The sequence below is a fragment of the Streptomyces sp. NPDC056361 genome (assembly GCF_042262805.1).
Taxonomy (GTDB): domain Bacteria; phylum Actinomycetota; class Actinomycetes; order Streptomycetales; family Streptomycetaceae; genus Streptomyces.
Genome location: NZ_JBHJQI010000047.1, coordinates 20,712 through 42,577, shown reverse-complemented (window position 1 = coordinate 42,577; position 21,866 = coordinate 20,712). Strand labels below are relative to the sequence as shown.

Below are 21,866 nucleotides of genomic sequence, written 5' to 3'. Positions count from 1 at the left end.
GACGAACGGCTTGTCCTCGGCACTACAACTACACCATCCGTCCAGCCACGTCGGCCAAACCGATGGAATTGCCCTCGCAGGTGTTCATCAGCGGCGGAAGTCGATGGACCATGCCATAACGGACAGTCACACCACTGTGACGATCAGTCACAGGGTGATCAGGAGTCCTCAGACCCCCCATAGAGTGCAATGCTGAGCGTTCCGCCCATACTTGGGCGGAAGGAACCCTCCCCGGACTCCTTGTCCTATTTTGGCACGAGGGTGGGTGATGGACGCAAGGGTGCGGTAAGTGCTGTCCGTCACGCTTGAGCCAAAGGCCCGGATCGGGACCAACGTCCCCACCCCATGAGTGCCGAAAGGCCCGGGGCGCCGAAGAGAAAGACACCGGAGCCCCGGAATCCGGAAGTGTTGAAGATCATTTACACCGGCCGGACATGTCTTGTCGATACCGACCTGACGAAGATGCCCGACTGATGTCAGTTCGCGAACCGCAGGTCCCTGACCGCCCGCCACCGCTCCGCGAGCCGCCCGTACGCCTCGCTCGCCGCCTCGCCGTCCCCGGCCCGCAGCGCCGCCAACCCCTCCGCGAGCTGCGCCGCCGACCGGTCCTCCGCCAGCCACTCCGACGTGACCACGTGCACCAGGCCGCCGAAGTCCAGCTCCACGAGCGCCCGCGGATGGAACTCCTCCAGCCAGCGCCCCACGTCGATCAGACCCTCCGTCATGGGACCGTCGTCCACGGAGTCCCGCAGGGCCCGCAGCGCCCGCGCCAGCCGCCGCCGCGCCTGCGCCATCGTCGTCCGGTAGCGCAGCACCGGCGCCCAGCCCTCCTCCGCGCTTCCCGGCACCCCCGGCTCGTACGACCGGTCCTCGTCCCCGAAGAGCGCGAACCAGCGCAGCGGCACGTGCCACACGCCCGTACGGATCCACGGCCGCGCGTCCGGGTTCCGGCCCAGCCACCGCTCGAAGTCGCCGGCCACCTGACCCCGCACCACGGGCGGCAGCATCGCGTCGAGCACCGCCGCCGGATACCCCTCCGCCACCAGCTCCCGGATCGCCAGCCACCCCCGCAGCCGGGTCCGCCACGGGCAGATCACCACCACCCCGTCCAGGTGCGCGACGAACGCCTCGCCGCTCTCGTGGACCGGCACCGGCACCGGCGGCATCGGCAGCAGGTCCGCGAGCGACCGCCGCAGCTCCTCCTGCGCCCCCGGGGTCCGCTGCCGGCGGGCGTACCGCGCCCAGTGGCTCCGCTCCGGCTCGGGAAACGCGGCCAGCGGCTCGTACACCCGCAGGTAGGAGGCGTAGGGAACGGGGACCGTGGAGGTGACCGACATGTCGCAAATCCTTCCACGGAGGTACTCCGGGAGGGGGTGATCCTCGGCACTGCGGCCGATCTACGCCCAGGTAGGACTTACTCTCTTGCCGAACTGGTCCTCCCCCACCCACAGGGAGGGCCGAAACCGCCGCTTCGTACTTGGGAGTCACCACCGTGACCGATGTGACCGGCGTTCCTGTCGACGTACTGAACACTCTGTTCCACTCGGAGCAGGGTGGCCACGAGCAAGTCGTCCTCTGTCAGGACCGCGCATCCGGCCTCAAGGCCGTCATCGCCCTCCACTCCACCGCCCTGGGCCCCGCCCTCGGCGGCACCCGCTTCTACCCGTACGCCACCGAGGCCGAGGCGATCGCCGACGCGCTCAACCTCTCCCGCGGCATGTCGTACAAGAACGCCATGGCCGGTCTCGACCACGGCGGCGGCAAGGCCGTCATCATCGGCGACCCGGAGAAGATCAAGACCGAGGAGCTGCTGCTCGCCTACGGGCGCATGGTGGCCTCCCTCGCCGGCCGGTACGTCACGGCCTGCGACGTCGGCACCTACGTCGCCGACATGGACGTCGTCGCCCGCGAGAACAAGTGGACCACCGGCCGCTCCCCCGAGAACGGCGGCGCCGGCGACTCCTCCGTCCTCACCGCCTTCGGCGTCTTCCAGGGCATGCGCGCCTCCGCGCAGACCCTGTGGGGCGACCCGACCCTGCGCGGCCGCAAGGTCGGCGTCGCGGGCGTCGGCAAGGTCGGCCACTACCTCGTCGAGCACCTCCTCGAGGACGGCGCCGAGGTCGTCATCACCGACGTCCGCGAGGAGTCGGTGCGCCGGATCACCGACAAGCACCCGCAGGTCACCGTGGTCGCCGACACCGACGAGCTGATCCGCGTCGAGGGCCTCGACATCTACGCGCCCTGCGCGCTGGGCGGCGCCCTGAACGGCGAGACCGTGCCGTTCCTCACCGCGAGCATCGTCTGCGGCGCGGCCAACAACCAGCTCGCCCACCCCGGCATCGAGAAGGACCTCGTGGAGCGCGGGATCCTCTACGCGCCCGACTACGTGGTCAACGCCGGCGGCGTGATCCAGGTGGCCGACGAGCTCCACGGCTTCGACTTCGACCGCTGCAAGGCGAAGGCGACGAAGATCTTCGACACCACCCTGGAGATCTTCGCACGTGCGAAGGCGGACGGCATTCCGCCGGCCGCGGCGGCCGACCGGATCGCCGAGCAGCGCATGGCGGAGGCCCGGCGCGGCTGAGCCGTGACGGTGCCGCGCACGGCGCCGCGCCCGGGGCCGGCCCGTCACCGGGGAGACTTCACTCACTCCCCTCGGCGGGTCGGCCCTCCAGAAGAGGTTAAAATCGCGATTGACCAGCGAGGAGAGGGCACCTCGAAGGTTCTGTACCGGGGTATGTGATGCGCGCGGCGTACCGTAGACCCGCGGAAACAGGTACCGTTGAAGCCCTACGGACCGGTCTCTCTTTCGAGAGTCCGTTCCGAATCATGAACGCGTGTCAAGACTCTGGGGCCACCGAGCCCCGTCACCGAGGGGGTCGAGCCATGGGGCGCGGCCGGGCAAAGGCCAAGCAGACCAAGGTCGCCCGCCAGCTGAAGTACAGCAGCGGCGGGACGGACCTGACGCGTCTGGCCAATGAGCTGGGCGCATCGACTTCGAGCCAGCCGCCGAATGGCGAGCCGTTCGAGGACGACGACGAGGAAGACGACCCGTACGCCCAGTACGCGGATCTCTACAACACGGACGACGAGGACGAGGACGACGAGTCCGGTCCTGCTGCGTCGCCGCGTCGCGCTTGACCTTCTGAATCACCGAAACCCGGTCCGGGGAGCCACCCGGCCGGGTTTCCGTGCTGTCCGCGTCAGGGCCGTCCGCGTCGGGGCCGCCCGCGTCGGGCACGCGGAGGAGCCCGTACGGAACGCGAACGGGGCGCCCCGCCTGGAGCGCCCCGTCGCGTGCTGTCCCGCGGTTCCTACTTCGCGTAGTCCCCGACCAGCTCGGCACCCGTGGTGTGCGCCCCGCGCTCGGTGATCTCGCCGGCGACCCAGGACTCGACGCCGCGGTCCGCGAGCGTCGTCAGCGCCGCGTCCACCGACTCGGCCGGCACGACGGCCATCATGCCGACGCCCATGTTCAGGGTCTTCTCCAGCTCCAGGCGCTCCACCTGACCGGCCTTGCCGACCAGGTCGAAGATCGCGCCCGGGGTCCAGGTCGAACGGTCCACCGTGGCGTGCAGGCCGTCCGGGATGACCCGGGCCAGGTTGGCGGCCAGGCCGCCGCCCGTGATGTGGCTGTACGCGTGGACGTCCGTGGTCCGGGTGAGGGCCAGGCAGTCCAGCGAGTAGATCTTCGTGGGCTCCAGGAGCTCCTCGCCGAGCGTCCGGCCGAGCTCCTCGACCTGCTGGTCGAGGGTCATGCCCGCGCGGTCGAAGACCACGTGCCGGACGAGCGAGTACCCGTTGGAGTGAAGACCCGACGAGGCCATGGCGATGACCGCGTCGCCCGAACGGATCCGGTCCGCGCCGAGCAGCCGGTCGTACTCCACGACACCCGTGCCGGCGCCGGCCACGTCGAAGTCGTCCGGGCCGAGGAGGCCCGGGTGCTCCGCCGTCTCGCCGCCGACCAGGGCGCAGCCCGCCAGGACGCAGCCCTCGGCGATGCCCTTGACGATGGCGGCGACCCGCTCCGGGTGGACCTTGCCCACGCAGATGTAGTCGGTCATGAAGAGCGGCTCGGCGCCGCAGACGACGATGTCGTCCATGACCATCGCGACCAGGTCGTGGCCGATCGTGTCGTACACGCCCATCTGGCGGGCGATGTCGACCTTCGTGCCGACGCCGTCGGTCGCCGAGGCGAGCAGCGGACGCTCGTAGCGCTTGAGGGCGGAGGCGTCGAAGAGGCCGGCGAAACCGCCGAGGCCGCCGAGGACCTCGGGGCGCTGCGTCTTCTTCACCCACTCCTTCATGAGCTCGACGGCGCGGTCGCCCGCTTCGATGTCGACGCCCGCGGAGGCGTAGCTGGCACCGGTGGTCTGAGACATGGGTTCAGAGCTTTCGTGTCGTCGTGCTGCTCGTACCGCCCGCGCCGCCGAGGCGACGCGGGCGGCGGGGGTCTTACGGGCGCCGGAGCGCGTCGGAGGCCGCGGTCGCGGCCGGGCCGGCCGCCAGCTCGGTCTCCAGGAGCTGCTTGCCGAGCAGCTCGGGGTCCGGAAGCTCCATCGGGTACTCGCCGTCGAAGCAGGCACGGCAGAGGTTGGGCTTCTGGATGGTGGTCGCCTCGATCATCCCGTCGATGGAGATGTACGAGAGCGAGTCCGCGCCCAGCGACTTGCCGATCTCCTCGATCGACATGCCGTTGGCGATCAGCTCCGCGCGGGTCGCGAAGTCGATGCCGAAGAAGCAGGGCCACTTCACCGGCGGCGAGGAGATCCGGATGTGGATCTCGGCCGCGCCGGCCTCGCGGAGCATCTTGACCAGGGCGCGCTGGGTGTTGCCGCGGACGATCGAGTCGTCGACGACCACCAGGCGCTTGCCCTTGATGACGTCCTTGAGGGGGTTCAGCTTCAGCCGGATGCCGAGCTGGCGGATGGTCTGCGAGGGCTGGATGAAGGTGCGCCCGACGTAGGCGTTCTTCACCAGGCCGGCGCCGAAGGGGATGCCCGAGGCCTCGGCGTAGCCGATCGCGGCCGGGGTACCGGACTCCGGCGTCGCTATCACCAGGTCGGCCTCGACCGGCGCCTCCTTGGCGAGGCGGCGGCCCATCTCCACGCGGGAGAGGTAGACGTTCCGGCCGGCGATGTCCGTGTCCGGGCGGGCCAGGTACACGTACTCGAAGACACAGCCCTTGGGCTTCGCTTCCGCGAATCGCGAGGTGCGGATGCCGTTCTCGTCGATCGCGATCATCTCGCCCGGCTCGACCTCGCGGACGTAGGTCGCGCCGCAGATGTCGAGGGCGGCGGACTCGGACGCGACCACCCAGCCGCGCTCCAGTCGACCGAGGACCAGCGGGCGGATGCCCTGCGGGTCACGGGCGGCGTAGAGCGTGTGCTCGTCCATGAAGACGAGGGAGAAGGCACCCCGGACATCGGGGAGGATCTTCGCGGCGGCCTGCTCGATGGTGAGCGGTTCGCCGTTCTCGTCGACCTGGGCGGCGAGGAGCGCCGTGAGGAGGTCGGTGTCGTTGGTGGCCGCCACACGGGTGGAGCGGCCTTCCTTCTTGGGCAGGTCCGCGACCATCTCGGCGAGCTGCGCCGTGTTCACCAGGTTGCCGTTGTGGCCGAGCGCGATCGAGCCGTGGGCGGTTGCCCTGAACGTCGGCTGCGCGTTCTCCCACACGGACGCCCCGGTGGTCGAGTAGCGGGCGTGACCGACCGCGATATGACCTTGGAGGGAACCGAGAGAGGTCTCGTCGAAGACCTGGGACACGAGGCCCATGTCCTTGAAGACGAGGATCTGGGAGCCGTTGCTGACCGCGATACCCGCGGATTCCTGGCCCCGATGCTGGAGGGCGTAGAGCCCGAAGTACGTGAGCTTTGCGACCTCTTCACCCGGAGCCCAGACACCGAAGACGCCACAAGCGTCCTGGGGGCCTTTCTCACCGGGGAGCAGGTCGTGATTGAGTCGACCGTCACCACGTGGCACGTTTCCGAGTGTAGACGGGCTCGACCACTGGTCCGAATTGAGGAAAACCGGCCTCCCCTCCGCTCGTGCGATCACACCAAATGATCGTTTCGGACTTGGAGGGGCCTACGAGTCAGGCGCGCGAAGGGATTCCGGCCCCCGGGCGCCGGAGAGCGGACGCTCGTACCAGGCCGGGAGCCCTCTCGCGATGTGACGGAGTTCGCAGTCGGCGCCTGCTCAGGGGGCGCTCGCCGTCGCCGTGAGGCCCTCCCCGGACGCGTCCGTGAGGGTCAGCGTTCGGTGGTTCAGCCGATACGCGAGCGGGCCGTCGAGGAGCTCGTACAGCCGCGTCTCCAGGGCCATCTGCGGGCTCGTGCACATCATCCGGGTGGTCGCCGCCGGACCCTCGACCGTGAGCGTCCGACTCCCCTCGTCCACGCGCGCGGTCGCGGAGAAGCCGTTGCACCCCAGGTTCCCGGTGGCCCGCCCGTCCTCGCCCAGGACGATCCGCGCCTTGCCCTCGCTCCCCGCCGGCAGCGAGGACACGGTGTCCCCGGAGACCAGCCCGTCGACCTTCCAGGTGGTGCCGCGCAGCGGGACGGCCCGCTCGGCGGTCAGCTCCAGACCGTTCCGGCCGTCCACCGACGCCAGCCGCAGGGCGTCGCCCTTCAGCGTCCCCTTGAGCGAGCCGGAGAAGGCCTTCAGCAAGTCCGCCTCGAAGCGCCGGGCGTCGGCCGGACAGCCGATCTCGGTCACCTCGCCCGGGGCGACCGTCAGCGTGTCGCCCTTCACCGTGACGGCGGCGCCGAACGTGTTGCAGCCGCTGTTCCCCCGGGCCCGGCCCTCCTCGAAGTCGACGCGCGCGCCGTCGGGAGCGGCCGACCTGCGCCCGTCGACCGTCACGGCCTCCACCGACCAGTGCGTCCCCACCACCGGCAGATCCGGCTGGACCGCGCCCGCACCCGAACCGGCACCCCCACCCCCCTCCGTACCGCACGCGGTGAGCAGCAGGAGCGGGACCAGGACGGCGACTGCGCGTGGCTTCGGCATGCCGATGGGACGGAACGGCCGGCCGTACGGTTCCGGCACCCGGTGCGCGGCTGGGCCTTTCCTTCGGATCTCGCAAGCCCGGCAAGATCCGAAGGAGACGGCCTAGCCCATGAGGGGCAGCAGATCCTTCAGATCGGCCCGCTCGCCGCTCGCGCTGACGTGCGCCTCGTCCAGCTCCACCGCCCACTCCGACCGGCCGGTCGCGAGCCTGATCCACGTCAGCGGGTCCGTCTCGACCACGTTCGGCGGGGTGCCCCGGGTGTGCCGGGGGCCCTCCACGCACTGCACCACCGCGTACGGCGGGACGCGGACCTCCACCGCCCCGCCCGGCGCCCGCACCGCGAGCGTGTCCGCGAGGAGCCTCGTACAGGCGGCGAGGGCCTGGCGGTCGTACGGGATGCCGGCGCCGGTCGCCGCGTTCAGGTCGTCGGTGTGGACGACGAGCTCGACGGTCCGGGTCACCAGGAAGTCCCCGAGCGTCATCGCGCCGAAGCTCACCGGCAGCAGCCGCTCGTCCCCCGCCCCGGCGACCGCCCGCTCGTACTCCTCCGCCACCCGCGCGCACAGCCCCACCGGATCCGCCGCGTCGATCCCCCGGGTGTGCTCGTCGATCCGCTCGGCCCCCGTCGCCGTCACCGACGGCCAGTCGAGCAGGGCCAGTTCCCGCACCGCCGGCTCGGGCGCGGCGAGCAGCAGCGGGACGGACTCCACCATCCACGCGAGGTGCGCCACCAGATCCCGTACCGTCCACTCCCCCAACCGCGTCGGCCCGTCGAGCTGCTCGGGCGTGAGCGCGGCCACCGCCTTCCGCACGTTCCCGAACTGGGCGCTCACGGCGGCCCGGATCCTGGCGGAGTCGTAATTGCGGGTGCGCTTCTTGGCAGGTGGCATGGGCAGAGGCTAGCCCCGAGACTGGAAGGACGGAGCCAATCGCAGCGAAAGCAGGCGACGGGACCATGACCCATCACGAGCACCCCGATGCCGCCCTGGTGCGGCAGGGCTACGACGCGTTCAAGACAGGCGACATGGAGACCCTGGGCTCCATGATGACCAGCGACTGCACCCACCACGCCCCGGGCAGCACCCGGTTCGGCGGGCACTTCAAGGGCCGGGACAACATCCTCGCGATGTACGCGGAGCTCGCCGAGTACACCGGCGGCACGATGCGCGTCGAACTCGGCAGGATCTGTGTCGACGGACGCGGCCACGCCATCGCGAACCACACGTGGTTCGCCGAGCACGGCGACCGCGGCATCGAGATGCCCGGCGCCCTCTTCTTCACCATCATCGGCGGCAAGGTCTCCGACATCGACGAATGCGTCGAGGACATCGCCGAGCTCGACGCCTTCTACTCCCTCGGCGGCCCGGCGGCCACCGGCACCTGAGCACACGGGAAAGCCCCCGCCCGAAGGCGGGGGCTCACACCGTACGCGTACCGGCGATCAGGCCAGCAGGCCCGGGATCGTCGCCTCGTGCGCCTCGCGCAGCTCCGCGAGGGAGAGCGCGAACTCGCCCTGCACGTCCACCGCGTCGCCGTCGACGACACCGATCCGGGTCGCCGGCAGACCCCGCGCACCGCACATGTCGGTGAAGCGGAGCTCCTCGCTGCGCGGGACGGCGACGACCGCACGGCCCGCCGACTCGCTGAAGAGGAACGTGAAGGCGTCCAGGCCCTCCGGGACGACCAGGCGCGCGCCGTTCCCGCCGCGCAGGCAGGACTCGACGACCGCCTGGACCAGACCGCCGTCGGACAGGTCGTGCGCCGCGTCGATCATGCCGTCGCGGGACGCCGAGATCAGGATCTCGCCGAGCAGCTTCTCCCGGTCGAGGTCCACGGCCGGCGGCAGACCGCCGAGGTGCTGGTGGATCACCTCGGACCAGGCCGACCCGCCGAACTCCTCACGCGTGTCGCCGAGCAGGTAGAGGAGCTGGCCCTCTTCCGCGAAGGCGATCGGCGTACGGCGGTTCACGTCGTCGATCACACCGAGCACGGCCACGACCGGCGTCGGGTGGATCGCCGTCTCGCCCGTCTGGTTGTACAGCGACACGTTGCCGCCGGTGACCGGCGTGCCCAGCTGCAGGCAGCCGTCCGCGAGACCACGGGTGGCCTCCGCGAACTGCCACATCACGGCCGGGTCCTCGGGCGAACCGAAGTTCAGGCAGTCCGAGATGGCCAGCGGCTTCGCACCGGACGCGGCGACGTTGCGGTACGCCTCCGCCAGCGCGAGCTGCGCGCCCGTGTACGGGTCGAGCTTCGCGTACCGGCCGTTGCCGTCGGTCGCCATGGCCACGCCGAGGTTGGTCTCCTCGTCGATGCGGACCATGCCCGCGTCCTCGGGCTGCGCCAGGACCGTGTTGCCCTGCACGAACCGGTCGTACTGGTCCGTGATCCAGGACTTCGAGGCCTGGTTCGGCGACGAGACGAGCTTGAGGACCTGGTCCTTCAGCTCGGCGCCGTCCTGCGGCCGGGGCAGCTTGCCGGCGTCGTCGGCCTGGAGCGCGTCCTGCCAGTCCGGGCGCGCGAACGGCCGGTGGTAGGTCGGGCCCTCGTGGGCGACGGAACGCGGCGGGACGTCGACGATCTGCTCGCCGTGCCAGAAGATCTCCAGCCGCTCGCCGTCCGTCACCTCACCGATGACGACCGCGATGACGTCCCACTTCTCGCAGATCTCCAGGAAGCGGTCGACGTGCTGCGGCTCGACGATCGCGCACATGCGCTCCTGCGACTCGCTCATGAGGATCTCCTCGGGCGAGAGCGTCGCGTCGCGCAGGTGGACCTTCTCCAGGTCGACGTGCATGCCGCCGGAGCCCGCGGAGGCCAGCTCGGACGTGGCGCAGGAGAGCCCGGCGCCGCCGAGGTCCTGGATGCCCGCGACGAGCTTCTCCTTGAAGATCTCCAGGGTGCACTCGATGAGGAGCTTCTCCTGGAACGGGTCGCCGACCTGGACGGCGGGGCGCTTGGTGGGCTTGGTGTCGTCGAAGGTCTCGGACGCGAGGACCGAGACGCCGCCGATGCCGTCGCCACCCGTGCGGGCGCCGTACAGGATGACCTTGTTGCCGGGGCCGGAGGCCTTGGCGAGGTGGATGTCCTCGTGCTTCATCACGCCGATGCAGCCGGCGTTGACGAGCGGGTTGCCCTGGTAGCAGGAGTCGAAGACGACCTCGCCACCGATGTTGGGCAGGCCGAGGCAGTTGCCGTAGCCGCCGATGCCGGCGACGACACCGGGCAGCACGCGCTTGGTGTCGGGGTGGTCGGCCGCGCCGAAGCGCAGCGGGTCGACGACCGCGACCGGACGGGCACCCATGGCGAGGATGTCGCGGACGATGCCGCCGACGCCGGTGGCCGCGCCCTGGTAGGGCTCGATGTACGAGGGGTGGTTGTGCGACTCGACCTTGAAGGTGACCGCGTACCCCTGGCCGACGTCGACGACGCCGGCGTTCTCGCCGATGCCGACGAGCATGGCGTCGTTCTCGGGGACCTTCTCGCCGAACTGCTTCAGGTGGACCTTGCTGCTCTTGTAGGAGCAGTGCTCGGACCACATGACGGAGTACATGGCGAGCTCGGCGCCGGTGGGACGGCGGCCGAGGATCTCGCGGATGCGCGCGTACTCGTCCTCCTTGAGGCCGAGCTCCTTCCAGGGCTGCTCGCTGTCCGGCGTCTCGCTCGCGTGCTTGACGGTGTCGAGGCTCATCAGGCGTTGACCAGCTTCTTGAGGATCGAGGTGAAGAAACCGAGGCCGTCCGTCTTGCCGGTGCCGATCAGCGGCTCGACGGCGTGCTCGGGGTGCGGCATGAGGCCGACCACGTTGCCCGCGGCGTTGGTGATGCCCGCGATGTCGCGCAGCGAGCCGTTGGGGTTGACGTCCAGGTAGCGGAAGGCGACCCGCCCCTCGGCCTCCAGCTCGTCGAGCGTGCGCTCGTCGGCGACGTACCGGCCGTCCATGTTCTTGAGCGGGACCTCGATCTCCTGGCCCTGGACGTAGTCCGAGGTCCAGGCGGTCTCCGCGTTCTCCACCCGCAGCTTCTGGTCGCGGCAGATGAAGTGGAGGTGGTTGTTGCGGAGCATCGCGCCCGGCAGCAGGTGGGCCTCGGTGAGGATCTGGAAGCCGTTGCAGATGCCGAGGACGGGCATGCCCGCCTTCGCCTGCTCGATGATCGTCTCCATCACCGGCGAGAAGCGGGAGATGGCTCCGGCCCGCAGATAGTCGCCGTAGGAGAAGCCACCGGCCAGGACCACGGCGTCGACCTGCTTGAGGTCCTTGTCGCGGTGCCACAGCGAGACGGGCTCGGCGCCCGCGAGGCGGGCGGCGCGCAGCGCGTCCTGGTCGTCGAGCGTTCCGGGGAACGTGACGACGCCGATGCGTGCGGTCACGACTCCACCTTCACGATGAAGTCTTCGATCACAGTGTTGGCAAGGAAGGTTTCGGCCATCTCGTGGATGCGGGCGAGGGCGGCGTCATCGACCGGCCCCTCCACCTCCAACTCGAAGCGCTTCCCCTGACGGACGTCGGCGATTCCGGCGAATCCCAGGCGGGGCAGTGCACGCTGCACCGCCTGCCCCTGAGGGTCGAGGATCTCCGGCTTGAGCATGACGTCGACTACGACGCGTGCCACTGGCACTCCCGGTGGTGTGTTGCGTGGGCGGTTCCCTCAGCGTACCTGCCTCCAAATTCTACGCGGGTAGAGATCTGAAGGATCCTACAAAAGCACGGTTCGGTGCGGCGTGGGTCACACGAACGCCCGCCACCCGCCGCCCCGACACTCCCCCGCAAAATTCCAGTGAAATATCGCGGACCGCAATGTGCCGGGACACGCTGAAACAATTGGCAGGGCTTCACAATGCGACACCTGCCGCTGTACAAAGGAATCCAGAAGAAAGCAGCATTGTCCCGGCACAGCCGTACGGTCGTCATCGCAGCACGTCAGAGGCGCCACAAGCGTCCTCTCGACCTCGGCGGCCGCAGGAAAGGACCGATATCCGTGGCTCAGCGTGTGGTGGTCACTCTCTCCGACGACATCGACGGCGGAGAAGCGGCTGAAACGGTCGCGTTCGGCCTCGACGGGAAGATGTACGAGATCGACCTGAATGCTGCCAATGCAAAGAAACTCCGCAAGGCTCTCGCGCCCTACCTCGCCGCAGGTCGCAAGCTGCCGGCCCGGATGGCGGCCGGCCGGAGTCCCTCGATCGAGACGTACACCCACACCGCCCTCGCCCCCGACCCGGCGGCGGTCCGCGCCTGGGCCCAGTCCAACAAGATGGACGTCCCCGCCCGCGGCCGGATCCCGAAGCGCGTCTACGAGGCCTTCCGCGCCGCGAGCTGAACCGGGAGCAGGAGCCGGGGCTGCGGGGCCCCGAGCGGGAGCCGGGGAACCGATTTGCATCGCACCCCCGTTGATCAGGTAGAGTCTGGATCACGCCGAGGGGCAAGGCCGAAAAGCCAAGTCTCCAGCAGCGTGCGGGTGTAGTTCAGTAGCAGAACATCCCCCTTCCAGGGGGAAGGCGCAGTGTGCAATTCCTGTCACCCGCTCTGCATCGCTTGACCGACCACGGTTGTGGATCAGGTAGAGTGGTGCTCGCACCGCCCGGTGAAAGCCGAGCGGCAGCAATGCGGACGTGGCTCAGTTGGTAGAGCATCACCTTGCCAAGGTGAGGGTCGCGAGTTCGAATCTCGTCGTCCGCTCAGGAAGTACGAAGGCCCCGGTTCTCAGGAACCGGGGCCTTCGTCGTACCCGGGAAATGTGAACGGGCCCACACGAGGATGTGTCACGAGCACCCCGGACGTTGGGTATATAGTTAGCAGCGCGCTACGGCGCATGCGGACGTGGCTCAGTTGGTAGAGCATCACCTTGCCAAGGTGAGGGTCGCGAGTTCGAATCTCGTCGTCCGCTCCATGAAGAAGCCCCCGGTCGAATCGACCGGGGGCTTTCTCGTCGTCCTACCAGGTGGTCCCGGTCAGCAGCTCGTACGCCTCGATGTACTTGGCGCGGGTCGCGTCCACGATCTCCTGCGGGAGCGGCGGCGGCGGCTGCTCGCTCTTGCGGTCCCAGCCCGAGGCCGGCGAGGTCAGCCAGTTCCGCACGAACTGCTTGTCGTACGAGGGCTGGGCACGGCCCGGCTGCCACTGGTCGGCCGGCCAGAAGCGGGACGAGTCCGGGGTGAGGACCTCGTCGGCGAGGACGAGCCGGTCGCCGTCCGGGGTGCTCTCGAAGCCGAACTCGAACTTCGTGTCGGCGAGGATGATGCCCCGCTCGCGGGCGATGTCACGGGCCCGCGCGTACACGTCGAGGGTCTGCCGGCGCAGCAGCGCGGCGGTCTCGGAGCCGACCTGGCGGGCGACCTCCTCGTACGACACGTTCTCGTCGTGGTCCCCGACCGCGGCCTTCGTCGCCGGGGTGAAGATCGGGGCGGGCAGCTCGGAGCCGTCGCTCAGGCCCTCGGGGAGCGCGATGCCGCACACCGTGCGGGACTCGTCGTACTCGACCAGGCCCGAGCCGGTGAGGTAGCCGCGGGCTACGCACTCGACCGGGACCATGTTCAGCGACTTGCAGACGAGGGTGCGGCCCTCCCAGTCGGCGGGGGCGCCGGCCGGCAGCTCGGTGGAGATGACGTGGTTGGGGACCAGGTCGGCGAGCTTGTCGAACCACCACAGGGAGAGCCGGGTGAGCACCCGTCCCTTGTCGGGGATCTCGGTGGGAAGGACCCAGTCGTAGGCCGACATGCGGTCGCTCGCCACCATCACGAGGTCACCGGCCTCGTTCCGGTACAGGTCGCGGACCTTGCCCGTGTGGAGATGGGTGAGGCCCGGGACCTGGACGGGCTCGGGCTTTTCTACGAATCCGGACACGGTTCCTCCGCGTAGGTTGATCCAGGAGCGAGTCCGATTCTCTCGCACGCGCGGACGGACGCGACCGTCGGGCCCTGCGACCCCCTGCTCACTCCCTCTTACAGATCCGGTCCAGGAGGTTGGCGGTGGCGCGCTGGACCCGGGCGTCGACATGGCCCGGGCGGTCCAGCGCCGGCGACCAGGCGAACGTGCCGGACGCGAACACCCAGGCGCCGGACGGGGCCCGGTACAGGCTCGTCTCCTGGTGGCGGAGCGCCCCCTCGCCGTCCCGGTAGGGCGAGTGGGCGAGCAGGATGCGGCCCTGGTGCTCGGGCAGCGCGGTGCGCGGGAAGTAGCGGTCGGCCTCGCCCGCCACCAGGCCGGGGAGCTCGTCGCCGTCGCCGGCGCCGGTGGCGTCCCACAGCCAGTGGTCGGCGTTCCGGACGACCAGCGGGTGCGGTTCGGGCACCCGGCCCGCGTACTGGATGCCGAGGAGCTGCTGCTCGGGCCGGTCGACCTCGCGCCAGAGCGCGGGCCTACCAGGGCCGCGCCGCTTCCGGCAGGTCAGGAGGCGGTCCGGCACCCCGGACGGCGAAGGGCCCAACTCCACCTGCCAGTACATGGTGTTGGCGGAGAGGAAGACCAGTGACGTGCCCTGGTCGCGGGCGAGTTCGGCGGTCCTGCGCATCGGCGCCGACCAGTACTCGTCGTGGCCGGGGAACACCAGGCCCCGGTAGCGGCTCGGGTCGACCCGGCCCGCGTGCAGGTCGCGGGTCTCGGCGTACGCGAGGTCGTAGCCGTACCGCTCGGCCCAGCGGATGAAGTCGTACGCGTGGCCCACGTGCAGCGGCAGGCCCGCGCCCGCGTACGGGCGGTCGAAGGAGACCGTGACGGCCGCCTCCTCCTCGCCGAGCAGCCGGCCGTCCTCGTCCCAGGCGTGGTAGAGGCTGGCGCCCGTGTGGCCGTCCTCCGGATACAGGTTGTACGCCTGCCAGGTCACGTCCGGGAGGACGAGGAGCAGATCGGCCGGGTGGTTGTCGCGGACCGTGAAGGGGATGTGCGACCGGTACCCGTCGGCGGTGGTGAGGACGGCCACGTACGCGCCGATCGACCAGTACGACGGGACCTGCAACCGCCAGGACTGCCACCAGTGGTGACAGGAGACCGTGCGGTCGGCGGTGAGCGGGGCCGGCTGGACGATCCCGGACAGGCGCGGGCTGGTGGTGATCTTCGCGGCGCCGTCGCCGCCGTAGTGCCCGATCCGGTAGACGTCGACCGAGAACTGCTGCGGCGGGTCCACCGTGACGTGGAAGTCGATCGACTCCCCCGGTGCCACCGCCCCGTCCGATGCGAAGCCCTTGATCTGGCGGCGGACGTCGTCGGCCGTGCGGGGGCCGCCGCTGCCGCCCCGGGCCAGGATCTCGTCCGCGTACCAGGGGACCATCTGACCGGTGTCGTCGAAGTAGTTCTCCGAGCCGCGCAGCCAGGGCAGCGGACCCTGGCCGAAGGGATCGCTCACGGCGTGCGCGAGCGCGCCCGACTCCCACCGTCTGATCTGCTCCGCCCCCATGCTCCGCCCCTCCCTGGACTCCCCCGGTCGGCTGGCCTGCTCGTCGGCTTGTCGGCTGGTCGGTGCCGCTGGTCCTTGCCTCTGTCAGTGACGGTCTCCAGCACATCACATAACGCACGCACTCCGTCACCGTTCGTCGTGAATTGGCGAGAGTGGAAGCCGAGCCTCCGGGGCGGAGGCCCGGCCGGCGGGCCCGGACCGGGCGTATGGACGGGCTCGGACCGGGCGTATGGACGGGGCCGGAGCAGGCGTACGGACGAGCCCGGAGCAGGCGTACGGACGGGCTCAGACCAGGCGTACGGGCTTCTCCGGACGCACTCCGGTACGGGCCAGCCACACGCTCAGCGGCTCCGGATCGCCGTCCTCGACGAGGGCCAGGACACGGGGCCCGAGGTCCGCCGCCCGCTCCCCGCCGACGAGCAGGGCGGGTCCGTCCAGCCAGTCCAGGCCGGGCTCGGCCTCCGCCGTGTCCACCGCAGCGCAGCAGACCATCGCGGTGACGTGGTCGGCCAGCAGGTCGCGTCCCGTACGGGGCGGCTGGAGCGGGAACAGCGGCAACGGCCCGTCGGGGCCGCTCACCGCCACCGCCGCGGGGGCGGCCTTGCGGCCCTTCTCCGCCGCGCGGGCACGCTCGGCCGCCGCGGCGACCCGCACCTCCCGCGCCGCCTCCTCCCGCACCAGCAGCGCGCTGAGCGCCGCGGCGAGCGCCTCTGCGGCGGGGTTCGCGGGCTCCTCGTCGTCGCGGGGGTCCACGGCCTCGTCGTCGGCGAGCCGGGTCATGGGCTCGTCGTCGGCGAGCCGGGTCATGGGCTCGTCGTCGGCGGGCCGGGTCATGGGCTCGTCGTCGGCGGGCCGGGGCATGGGCTCGTCGTCGGCGATGTGCCTCACGGCCTCGTCGTCGAGGTGCTTGACGGGCTCGTCGGCGCGCTGGTTCACGGGCTCGTCGGCGACCGGGAGGTCCTTCGCGTCGGGCTCCGGTGTCGTGGGCGCGGGCTCCTGGGGCACGGCGCCGGCGGGCCGTTCCGTCGTCAGGTGGGCGATCACGCGGGTCAGGGTCGGACCGGCGGAGTCGGGGGCCGAGCCGGCCGCCGAGTCGGGGACGCCGAGACCGTCGAGGACCTGGTGCAGACGGGCGGCGTCGGTGCGCCACTTCCGGTCGACGACTTCCTCCGGGTACTGGCTCCACTCGACCGGGGACCAGTCGGGTCCGGCCTCGGCCGGGCCGCCGTGGAAGAGCCGGGCGGCGAGCAGCGAGGTCGCCTCGTCGACCGCGCCGGGCTCCTCCAGGAGGTCACAGGCCGGTCGCTCGCCGAGCCGGGACGTGAAGCCCTCCGCGAGCCGGTCGCGACGGGACAGCTCGGTCAGGGCGGAGACCACGCCCGCGTCGAGCCTGGCGGGCCAGCGGCCCATGCGCCAGGCGGGCAGCGCGACCCGGGTCAGGAGGCGGTCCCAGCCCGCGTACGCCAGGCCGACCTGCTCCTGGGCGACGATCCGTACGCCGTAGTCGACGGCCTGGGCGCGCTCCGAACCGGCGGCGGCGACCCCGCGCTCCATCTCGGCCGCGTGCCCCCGGCAGGCGCGCAGCAGGACGCGGGCGACGCGCCCGACGCCCTGCGCGCCGAGCCGGCGCAGCGGGTCGAGGCCGGGCTCGCCGGGTACGGCCACGGCGGCGTCCAGGCCCCGGAGGAAGCGGCGGGCCGCGGCTATGTCGGGGTGCGCGGCCGGACCCGTGCCGGCCACGACGGGGGCGAGGACGGCACGCAGCTCGGCGACGCGCATCCACCACAGGAACGGCGAACCTATGACGAGGACGGGGGCTCCGTCGCCGCCGGGCGCCGTCCGCAGCGCGCGGTGGGCCCGGTGCGTGCGGTCCTCCAGCCAGCTGTCGCAGTCCGGCGTCAGGGCTATCCCGGCCGGCGCGGGAACGTCGAGCCGGTCGGCCAGGTCCCGGACGAGCCGGTACAGATCGGGGGCCGCGGTCTCGGCGAGCTCCACCGTCGGCGTCGCGGCCGGGCGGGCCCGGGCGACGACGAGGGCGACGGCCGTGGCGGCGAGGAGCACGACCACCGCGAGGACGGTCACGACCCAGCGGGCCGTGTCCCAGGCCGCGCCGGTGAAGTGGCCGGTGACCCCGCCCGCGTACAGCACGACGGCCACCGCGGCGGGGAGCACCGCGAGGCCCAGTGCCCTGCCTCGGACACGGAGGACGGCGAGGGCCCGGGAGTGCGCGGCGCGCGCACCCCACTCCTCGCCGACAACGGAACCGGTACCGGACACGCCGGACATCACCCCCTCCTGCCCTCGTCGGGACTGCCTGTGGCGGTGTTGCTCACTCCCCCACTGTGGCACCCGCCACCGACATCGCAATGCCGGTGGGCCAAGTGCCGGAACGCCTTCGCCGCACCCTAGTTGGGGCGTTGGCGGTCGTCATCCGTATGGCCGAGCCGTCACTCGATGGAATGGCTTTGGGTAAAGGTGATGGCGCTCAAGTGGCCGTGTGGTTCACAGCTTCCGCACCACACGGCCACAAGAGGAATCGGACGAAGTCCGGTGGAATCAGGCCTCGGCGGCCTTCCGCGCGATGTCCGTGCGGTGCTGCGAACCGTCAAGGCGGATACGGCCGACTGCCGCGTACGCCCGCTCGCGGGCCTGCGCCAGGTCCGCGCCGGTCGCGGTGACCGAGAGGACGCGGCCGCCGGCGCTGACGACCTTGCCGCCGTCCAGCTTCGTCCCCGCGTGCAGCACGTACGCGTGCGGGGCGTCCTGCTCCGCGATCTCGGCGAGGCCCTCGATCGGGTCGCCGGTCCGCGGGGCGTCCGGGTAGTTGTGGGAGGCGACGACCACGGTGACCGCGGCGTCGTCGGCCCAGTTCAGCGGGGCCTGGTCGGCCAGCGTGCCGTTCGCGGAGTTCAGCAGGACACCGGCCAGCGGGGTCTTCAGACGGGCCAGGACCACCTGGGTCTCGGGGTCGCCGAAGCGCGCGTTGAACTCGATGACCCGGACACCGCGGCTGGTGATCGCCAGACCCGCGTACAGCAGGCCGGAGAACGGCGTGCCGCGCCGGCGCAGCTCGTCGACCGTCGGCTGGAGGACGGTCGCGAGGACCTCCTCGACCAGCTTCGGGTCGGCCCAGGGCAGCGGCGAGTAGGCGCCCATGCCGCCGGTGTTCGGGCCCTCGTCGCCGTCGAGCGCGCGCTTGAAGTCCTGCGCGGGCTGGAGCGGGAGGACGGTGGTGCCGTCGGTGATCGCGAAGAGGGAGACCTCGGGGCCGTCGAGGTACTCCTCGATGACGACCCGGTCGCAGGCGAGCGCGTGCGCCCGGGCCTGCTCGACGTCGTCCGTGACCACGACGCCCTTGCCGGCGGCGAGACCGTCGTCCTTGACCACGTACGGAGCGCCGAAGGCGTCGAGCGCCTCGTCGATCTCCTCGGGGGTCGTGCAGACGTAGCTGCGGGCGGTGGGCACGCCCGCGCCGGCCATGACGTCCTTGGCGAAGGCCTTGGAGCCTTCGAGGAGCGCCGCCTCCTTCGAGGGGCCGAAGACGGGGACGCCGACCGCGCGGACGGCGTCGGCGACACCCGCGACGAGCGGGGCCTCCGGGCCGACGACGACCAGTTCGGCGCCGAGCTCGGTGGCGAGGCGCGCGACGGCGTCGCCGTCCAGCTGGTCGACGGGGTGCAGCTCGGCGACCTCCGCGATTCCGGCGTTGCCGGGCGCGCAGTGCAGAGCGGTGACGTCGGGATCGAGGGAGAGAGAGCGGCACAGGGCGTGTTCGCGGGCGCCGCCGCCGATGACGAGGACCTTCACGCCAGCCAGGGTAGCCCGCTGGCCGGGATGCCCCTTGTGCGGGCCACCGAGCGAGACACCCCTACTCGTTCGTGTATTCCTCCACAACGGTGGCTCCGAGCTCGCGCACGATCAGGTCGTGCCCCGACAGCGCGGAGTCCACGAGGTCGGGGTCGTCCTCCTCCGGCACGTCGTCCTCGGGCGCCACCGGCTGCGGCGCCGGCGGGCTGTACGCGGGCGCGGGAGCCTGCGCCGGCGCCGGTGCGGCCGCCTGCGGGAACGCCGCGGACGGAGCCGGCTGCGCCTGCGCGGGAGCGGGCGGCGCCTGCTGGAAGGCCGGGGCGGGCGCGGCGGGCCTGCCGCCCCCGAACCCCCCGGTCCCACCGGAACCGCCGAAGCCGGTGGCGGCGGGCGGCGGAGAGGCCCCGCCCGAAGGGTCGATGATCGCCTCGACCTTCCAGTTCACGTTGAACTGCTCGGCGAGGGCCTGCTTCAGGACCTCCTCGCTGCCGCTGCTCGCGAAGTTGTCGCGCGCCCCGGCGTTCAGGAAGCCGAGCTGCAGCGTCGTCCCGTCGAAGCCCGCCACCTGCGCGTTCTGGCTGAGCAGGATCCACGTGAAACGACGCCGGTTCTTCACCGCGTCCAGAATCTGCGGCCACAGGTTCCGCACCTGCGCCGTGTCCCCGCCCCCTCCACCGGACGCCGGAGCCGGCTGCGCCTGCACGGGCGCTGCCGCGGCATGAGCCGGAGCCGGGGCCTGCGCCGCCGGCGCGGCCTGACCGGACGCACCGGGCCAGGCCCCCGGCGCACCACTGCCGGGCGCGGCGGCCCCCGGCCACGCCCCGGGGCGCGGCGCGGCGGGCTGCGCCTGCACGGGCGCGGACTGCGGGGCCTGCTGGAACGCGGGCGCGGGCTGCGCCTGTACGGGATCCGGCTGGACGGGTGCCGCCTGTACGGGTGCCGGGGCGGGCGGCGGCGGTGCCATCGGCGTGTGGGCCTCGGGCCCGGGCACGTACCCCAGCGCGGGCGCCGGCGGTCCGGGCGTGAAGACGGGCGCGGGCGCGGCGGCGGCCCCGCGCTCCAGGCGGTCGAGCCTGGCCTGCAGCGAGCGCTCGTCGTCGAAGGCGGCGGGCAGCAGCACGCGCGCGCAGATCAGTTCCAGCTGGAGCCGGGGCGAGGTGGCGCCCCGCATCTCCGTCAGCCCCGTGTTGACCAGGTCGGCCGCCCGGCTCAGCTCGGCGGCCCCGAAGACCGACGCCTGGGCCTGCATGCGCTCGATCACGTCGACGGGGGCGTCGATGAGCCCCTTCTCCGCCGCGTCCGGCACCGCCGCCAGGATCACCAGGTCCCGCAGCCGCTCCAGCAGGTCCGTGACGAACCTCCGCGGGTCGTTGCCCCCCTCGATGACCCGGTCGACCACCTCGAACGCCGCGGCCCCGTCCCCGGACGCGAACGAGTCCACCACCGAGTCGAGCAGCGACCCGTCCGTGTAGCCCAGCAGCGACGTCGCCATGGCATACGTCACACCGTCGTCGGCGGCCCCCGCGAGCAGCTGGTCCATCACCGACATCGAGTCACGCACCGACCCCTGGCCGGCCCGCACGACGAGCGGCAGCACCCCGTCCGCGACCGGAATGCCCTCCCGCCCGCACACCTCGCCCAGGTAGTCCCGCAGCGTCCCCGGCGGCACCAGCCGGAACGGGTAGTGGTGCGTCCGCGACCTGATCGTCCCGATGACCTTCTCGGGCTCCGTCGTCGCGAAGATGAACTTGAGGTGCTCCGGCGGCTCCTCGACCACCTTCAGGAGCGCGTTGAACCCCGCCGACGTGACCATGTGGGCCTCGTCGATGATGTAGATCTTGTACCGGCTCGCCGCCGGCCCGAAGAACGCCTTCTCCCGCAGGTCACGCGCATCGTCCACACCACCGTGCGACGCCGCGTCGATCTCGATCACGTCGATCGACCCCGGCCCGTTCCTCGCCAGGTCCCTGCACGACTGGCACTCCCCGCACGGCGTCGGCGTCGGCCCCTGCTCGCAGTTCAGACACCGCGCCAGGATCCGCGCACTCGTCGTCTTCCCGCACCCACGCGGCCCACTGAACAGGTACGCGTGATTGACCCTGTTGTTCCGCAGCGCCTGCTGCAACGGGTCAGTGACATGCTCCTGCCCGATGACCTCGGCGAAGGACTCGGGGCGATAGCGGCGGTAGAGCGCGAGAGACGACACAAGTACGAGGTTATAGGCGCCCACCGACAACCCGGGAAAAACCGCCACCGCCCGTCCACGGACCCCACGGCCCGTCCACACACCCACGGCCCGTCCACGGACCCCACGGCCCAGCCCACCGCCGCGGCCTTCAGGAACGCCGGCTCCCCCGGGAACGCAAGCGCCCCCCACGCACCTGCCAGAGCCGACCTACCCTTGCTGCCTTCCGGCCCTGGGGGAGTTCAGTCAGATAACACCGCGTGAGGGGCTCCGCCCAGCGTACCCGATCCCCAGAGCCCTCCGTGCCCCTCCCTCCCCAATCCCTCCGCGACCCCACCCCCGATCCCACCCTCGGTCTCACCCTCGACCCCACCCTTGATCCTTCCTCGATCCCGCCCCCGATCCCGCCCTCGATCCCGCCCCGACGACCCTCATGCCGATCACGTTCGCGAGCACCCCTCAACGTCTT

Annotated in this window: 17 protein-coding genes, 3 tRNA genes and 1 other RNA gene; 7 read left to right on the top strand and 14 right to left on the bottom strand. The window is 71.4% G+C overall.

Annotation, left to right across the window (positions count from 1 at the left end; all coding sequences use genetic code 11):
• Window positions 1-476 precede the first annotated feature (476 nt).
• Complete coding sequence (locus tag ACFCY7_RS17605) at window positions 477-1,337, bottom strand: hypothetical protein (protein ID WP_376485874.1); 861 nt, start codon at window positions 1,335-1,337, stop codon at window positions 477-479.
• Between the two features lie 155 nt (window positions 1,338-1,492).
• On the opposite strand from ACFCY7_RS17605, the gene ACFCY7_RS17600 reads away from it, so the two are divergent.
• Both ACFCY7_RS17600 and ACFCY7_RS17595 read left to right on the top strand, forming a co-directional pair.
• Window positions 1,493-2,584 carry a Leu/Phe/Val dehydrogenase gene (locus tag ACFCY7_RS17600; protein WP_376485872.1) on the top strand — a complete coding sequence of 364 codons (1,092 nt, stop codon included), beginning with the start codon at window positions 1,493-1,495 and terminating at the stop codon, window positions 2,582-2,584.
• Between the two features lie 302 nt (window positions 2,585-2,886).
• Window positions 2,887-3,141, top strand: a complete 255-nt coding sequence (locus tag ACFCY7_RS17595; RefSeq protein WP_019887615.1) for a DUF3073 domain-containing protein — start codon at window positions 2,887-2,889, stop codon at window positions 3,139-3,141.
• 173 nt (window positions 3,142-3,314) lie between these two features.
• Here ACFCY7_RS17595 and purM read toward each other — a convergent pair whose 3' ends face one another.
• From purM to ACFCY7_RS17575, 4 genes are all read right to left on the bottom strand, one after another.
• Window positions 3,315-4,382, bottom strand: coding sequence for a phosphoribosylformylglycinamidine cyclo-ligase (gene purM / locus ACFCY7_RS17590; protein ID WP_376485870.1), 1,068 nt, complete (start codon window positions 4,380-4,382; stop codon window positions 3,315-3,317).
• Between the two features lie 73 nt (window positions 4,383-4,455).
• Window positions 4,456-5,982 (bottom strand): amidophosphoribosyltransferase, encoded by a 1,527-nt coding sequence (gene purF, locus ACFCY7_RS17585; RefSeq protein ID WP_376485868.1) that lies wholly within the window; start codon window positions 5,980-5,982, stop codon window positions 4,456-4,458.
• 216 nt (window positions 5,983-6,198) lie between these two features.
• A complete protein-coding gene (locus ACFCY7_RS17580; RefSeq protein ID WP_376485865.1) occupies window positions 6,199-7,011 on the bottom strand; it encodes an META domain-containing protein in 813 nt (270 codons plus the stop codon).
• 102 nt (window positions 7,012-7,113) lie between these two features.
• On the bottom strand, window positions 7,114-7,902 hold the full coding sequence (locus ACFCY7_RS17575) for a sterol carrier family protein (protein WP_376485862.1): 789 nt from the start codon (window positions 7,900-7,902) through the stop codon (window positions 7,114-7,116).
• Window positions 7,903-7,967: 65 nt separating this feature from the next.
• Between ACFCY7_RS17575 and ACFCY7_RS17570 the strand changes: the two genes are divergently transcribed.
• Window positions 7,968-8,396 (top strand): nuclear transport factor 2 family protein, encoded by a 429-nt coding sequence (locus tag ACFCY7_RS17570; RefSeq protein ID WP_376485861.1) that lies wholly within the window; start codon window positions 7,968-7,970, stop codon window positions 8,394-8,396.
• 57 nt (window positions 8,397-8,453) lie between these two features.
• Here the strand turns inward: ACFCY7_RS17570 and purL are convergent, their stop codons facing one another.
• The 3 genes from purL to purS are packed head-to-tail and all read right to left on the bottom strand — an operon-like array spanning window position 8,454 to window position 11,625.
• Window positions 8,454-10,703, bottom strand: a complete 2,250-nt coding sequence (gene purL / locus ACFCY7_RS17565) for a phosphoribosylformylglycinamidine synthase subunit PurL (RefSeq protein ID WP_376485860.1) — start codon at window positions 10,701-10,703, stop codon at window positions 8,454-8,456.
• Entirely contained in the window at window positions 10,703-11,383 is a 681-nt protein-coding gene (purQ, locus tag ACFCY7_RS17560) for a phosphoribosylformylglycinamidine synthase subunit PurQ (RefSeq protein WP_360797885.1), read from the bottom strand. The genes purL and purQ overlap by 1 nt, the downstream gene beginning before the upstream one ends.
• On the bottom strand, window positions 11,380-11,625 hold the full coding sequence (gene purS / locus ACFCY7_RS17555; protein ID WP_017240564.1) for a phosphoribosylformylglycinamidine synthase subunit PurS: 246 nt from the start codon (window positions 11,623-11,625) through the stop codon (window positions 11,380-11,382). The genes purQ and purS overlap by 4 nt, the downstream gene beginning before the upstream one ends.
• A gap of 366 nt (window positions 11,626-11,991) precedes the next feature.
• On the opposite strand from purS, the gene ACFCY7_RS17550 reads away from it, so the two are divergent.
• The 4 genes from ACFCY7_RS17550 (at window position 11,992) to ACFCY7_RS17535 (ending at window position 12,903) form a co-directional block, all read left to right on the top strand.
• The gene (locus ACFCY7_RS17550; RefSeq protein ID WP_376485859.1) at window positions 11,992-12,333 is read left to right on the top strand and encodes an Lsr2 family protein; all 342 of its coding nucleotides are present in this window, start codon (window positions 11,992-11,994) and stop codon (window positions 12,331-12,333) included.
• 134 nt (window positions 12,334-12,467) lie between these two features.
• A tRNA-Gly gene (locus tag ACFCY7_RS17545) sits at window positions 12,468-12,539 on the top strand.
• An 80-nt stretch (window positions 12,540-12,619) separates the two neighbouring features.
• Window positions 12,620-12,692: transfer RNA gene (locus ACFCY7_RS17540), tRNA-Gly, on the top strand.
• 135 nt (window positions 12,693-12,827) lie between these two features.
• Window positions 12,828-12,903 (top strand) — tRNA-Gly (locus ACFCY7_RS17535).
• A gap of 44 nt (window positions 12,904-12,947) precedes the next feature.
• Here the strand turns inward: ACFCY7_RS17535 and ACFCY7_RS17530 are convergent.
• From ACFCY7_RS17530 to ffs, 6 genes are all read right to left on the bottom strand, one after another.
• Entirely contained in the window at window positions 12,948-13,856 is a 909-nt protein-coding gene (locus tag ACFCY7_RS17530) for a phosphoribosylaminoimidazolesuccinocarboxamide synthase (RefSeq protein WP_376485857.1), read from the bottom strand.
• 88 nt (window positions 13,857-13,944) lie between these two features.
• A complete protein-coding gene (locus tag ACFCY7_RS17525) occupies window positions 13,945-15,405 on the bottom strand; it encodes a N,N-dimethylformamidase beta subunit family domain-containing protein (RefSeq protein WP_376485855.1) in 1,461 nt (486 codons plus the stop codon).
• A 285-nt stretch (window positions 15,406-15,690) separates the two neighbouring features.
• The gene (locus ACFCY7_RS17520) at window positions 15,691-17,691 is read right to left on the bottom strand and encodes a hypothetical protein (RefSeq protein WP_376485852.1); all 2,001 of its coding nucleotides are present in this window, start codon (window positions 17,689-17,691) and stop codon (window positions 15,691-15,693) included.
• Between the two features lie 270 nt (window positions 17,692-17,961).
• Entirely contained in the window at window positions 17,962-19,212 is a 1,251-nt protein-coding gene (gene purD / locus ACFCY7_RS17515; RefSeq protein ID WP_376485850.1) for a phosphoribosylamine--glycine ligase, read from the bottom strand.
• A 61-nt stretch (window positions 19,213-19,273) separates the two neighbouring features.
• Entirely contained in the window at window positions 19,274-21,418 is a 2,145-nt protein-coding gene (locus tag ACFCY7_RS17510; protein WP_376485848.1) for a DNA polymerase III subunit gamma and tau, read from the bottom strand.
• A 153-nt stretch (window positions 21,419-21,571) separates the two neighbouring features.
• Window positions 21,572-21,670: signal recognition particle sRNA small type (gene ffs / locus ACFCY7_RS17505), an RNA gene on the bottom strand.
• Window positions 21,671-21,866: the final 196 nt, after the last annotated feature.

What these genes read in the sequence shown, in the direction of transcription:
- ACFCY7_RS17605 (WP_376485874.1), bottom strand. Translation starts at nt 1,337, where the DNA reads ATGTCGGTCACCTCCACGGTCCCCGTTCCCTACGCCTCCTACCTGCGG.
- ACFCY7_RS17595 (WP_019887615.1), top strand. Translation starts at nt 2,887, where the DNA reads ATGGGGCGCGGCCGGGCAAAGGCCAAGCAGACCAAGGTCGCCCGCCAG.
- purM (WP_376485870.1), bottom strand. Translation starts at nt 4,382, where the DNA reads ATGTCTCAGACCACCGGTGCCAGCTACGCCTCCGCGGGCGTCGACATC.
- ACFCY7_RS17580 (WP_376485865.1), bottom strand. Translation starts at nt 7,011, where the DNA reads ATGCCGAAGCCACGCGCAGTCGCCGTCCTGGTCCCGCTCCTGCTGCTC.
- ACFCY7_RS17575 (WP_376485862.1), bottom strand. Translation starts at nt 7,902, where the DNA reads ATGCCACCTGCCAAGAAGCGCACCCGCAATTACGACTCCGCCAGGATC.
- ACFCY7_RS17570 (WP_376485861.1), top strand. Translation starts at nt 7,968, where the DNA reads ATGACCCATCACGAGCACCCCGATGCCGCCCTGGTGCGGCAGGGCTAC.
- purL (WP_376485860.1), bottom strand. Translation starts at nt 10,703, where the DNA reads ATGAGCCTCGACACCGTCAAGCACGCGAGCGAGACGCCGGACAGCGAG.
- ACFCY7_RS17525 (WP_376485855.1), bottom strand. Translation starts at nt 15,405, where the DNA reads ATGGGGGCGGAGCAGATCAGACGGTGGGAGTCGGGCGCGCTCGCGCAC.
- ACFCY7_RS17520 (WP_376485852.1), bottom strand. Translation starts at nt 17,691, where the DNA reads ATGTCCGGCGTGTCCGGTACCGGTTCCGTTGTCGGCGAGGAGTGGGGT.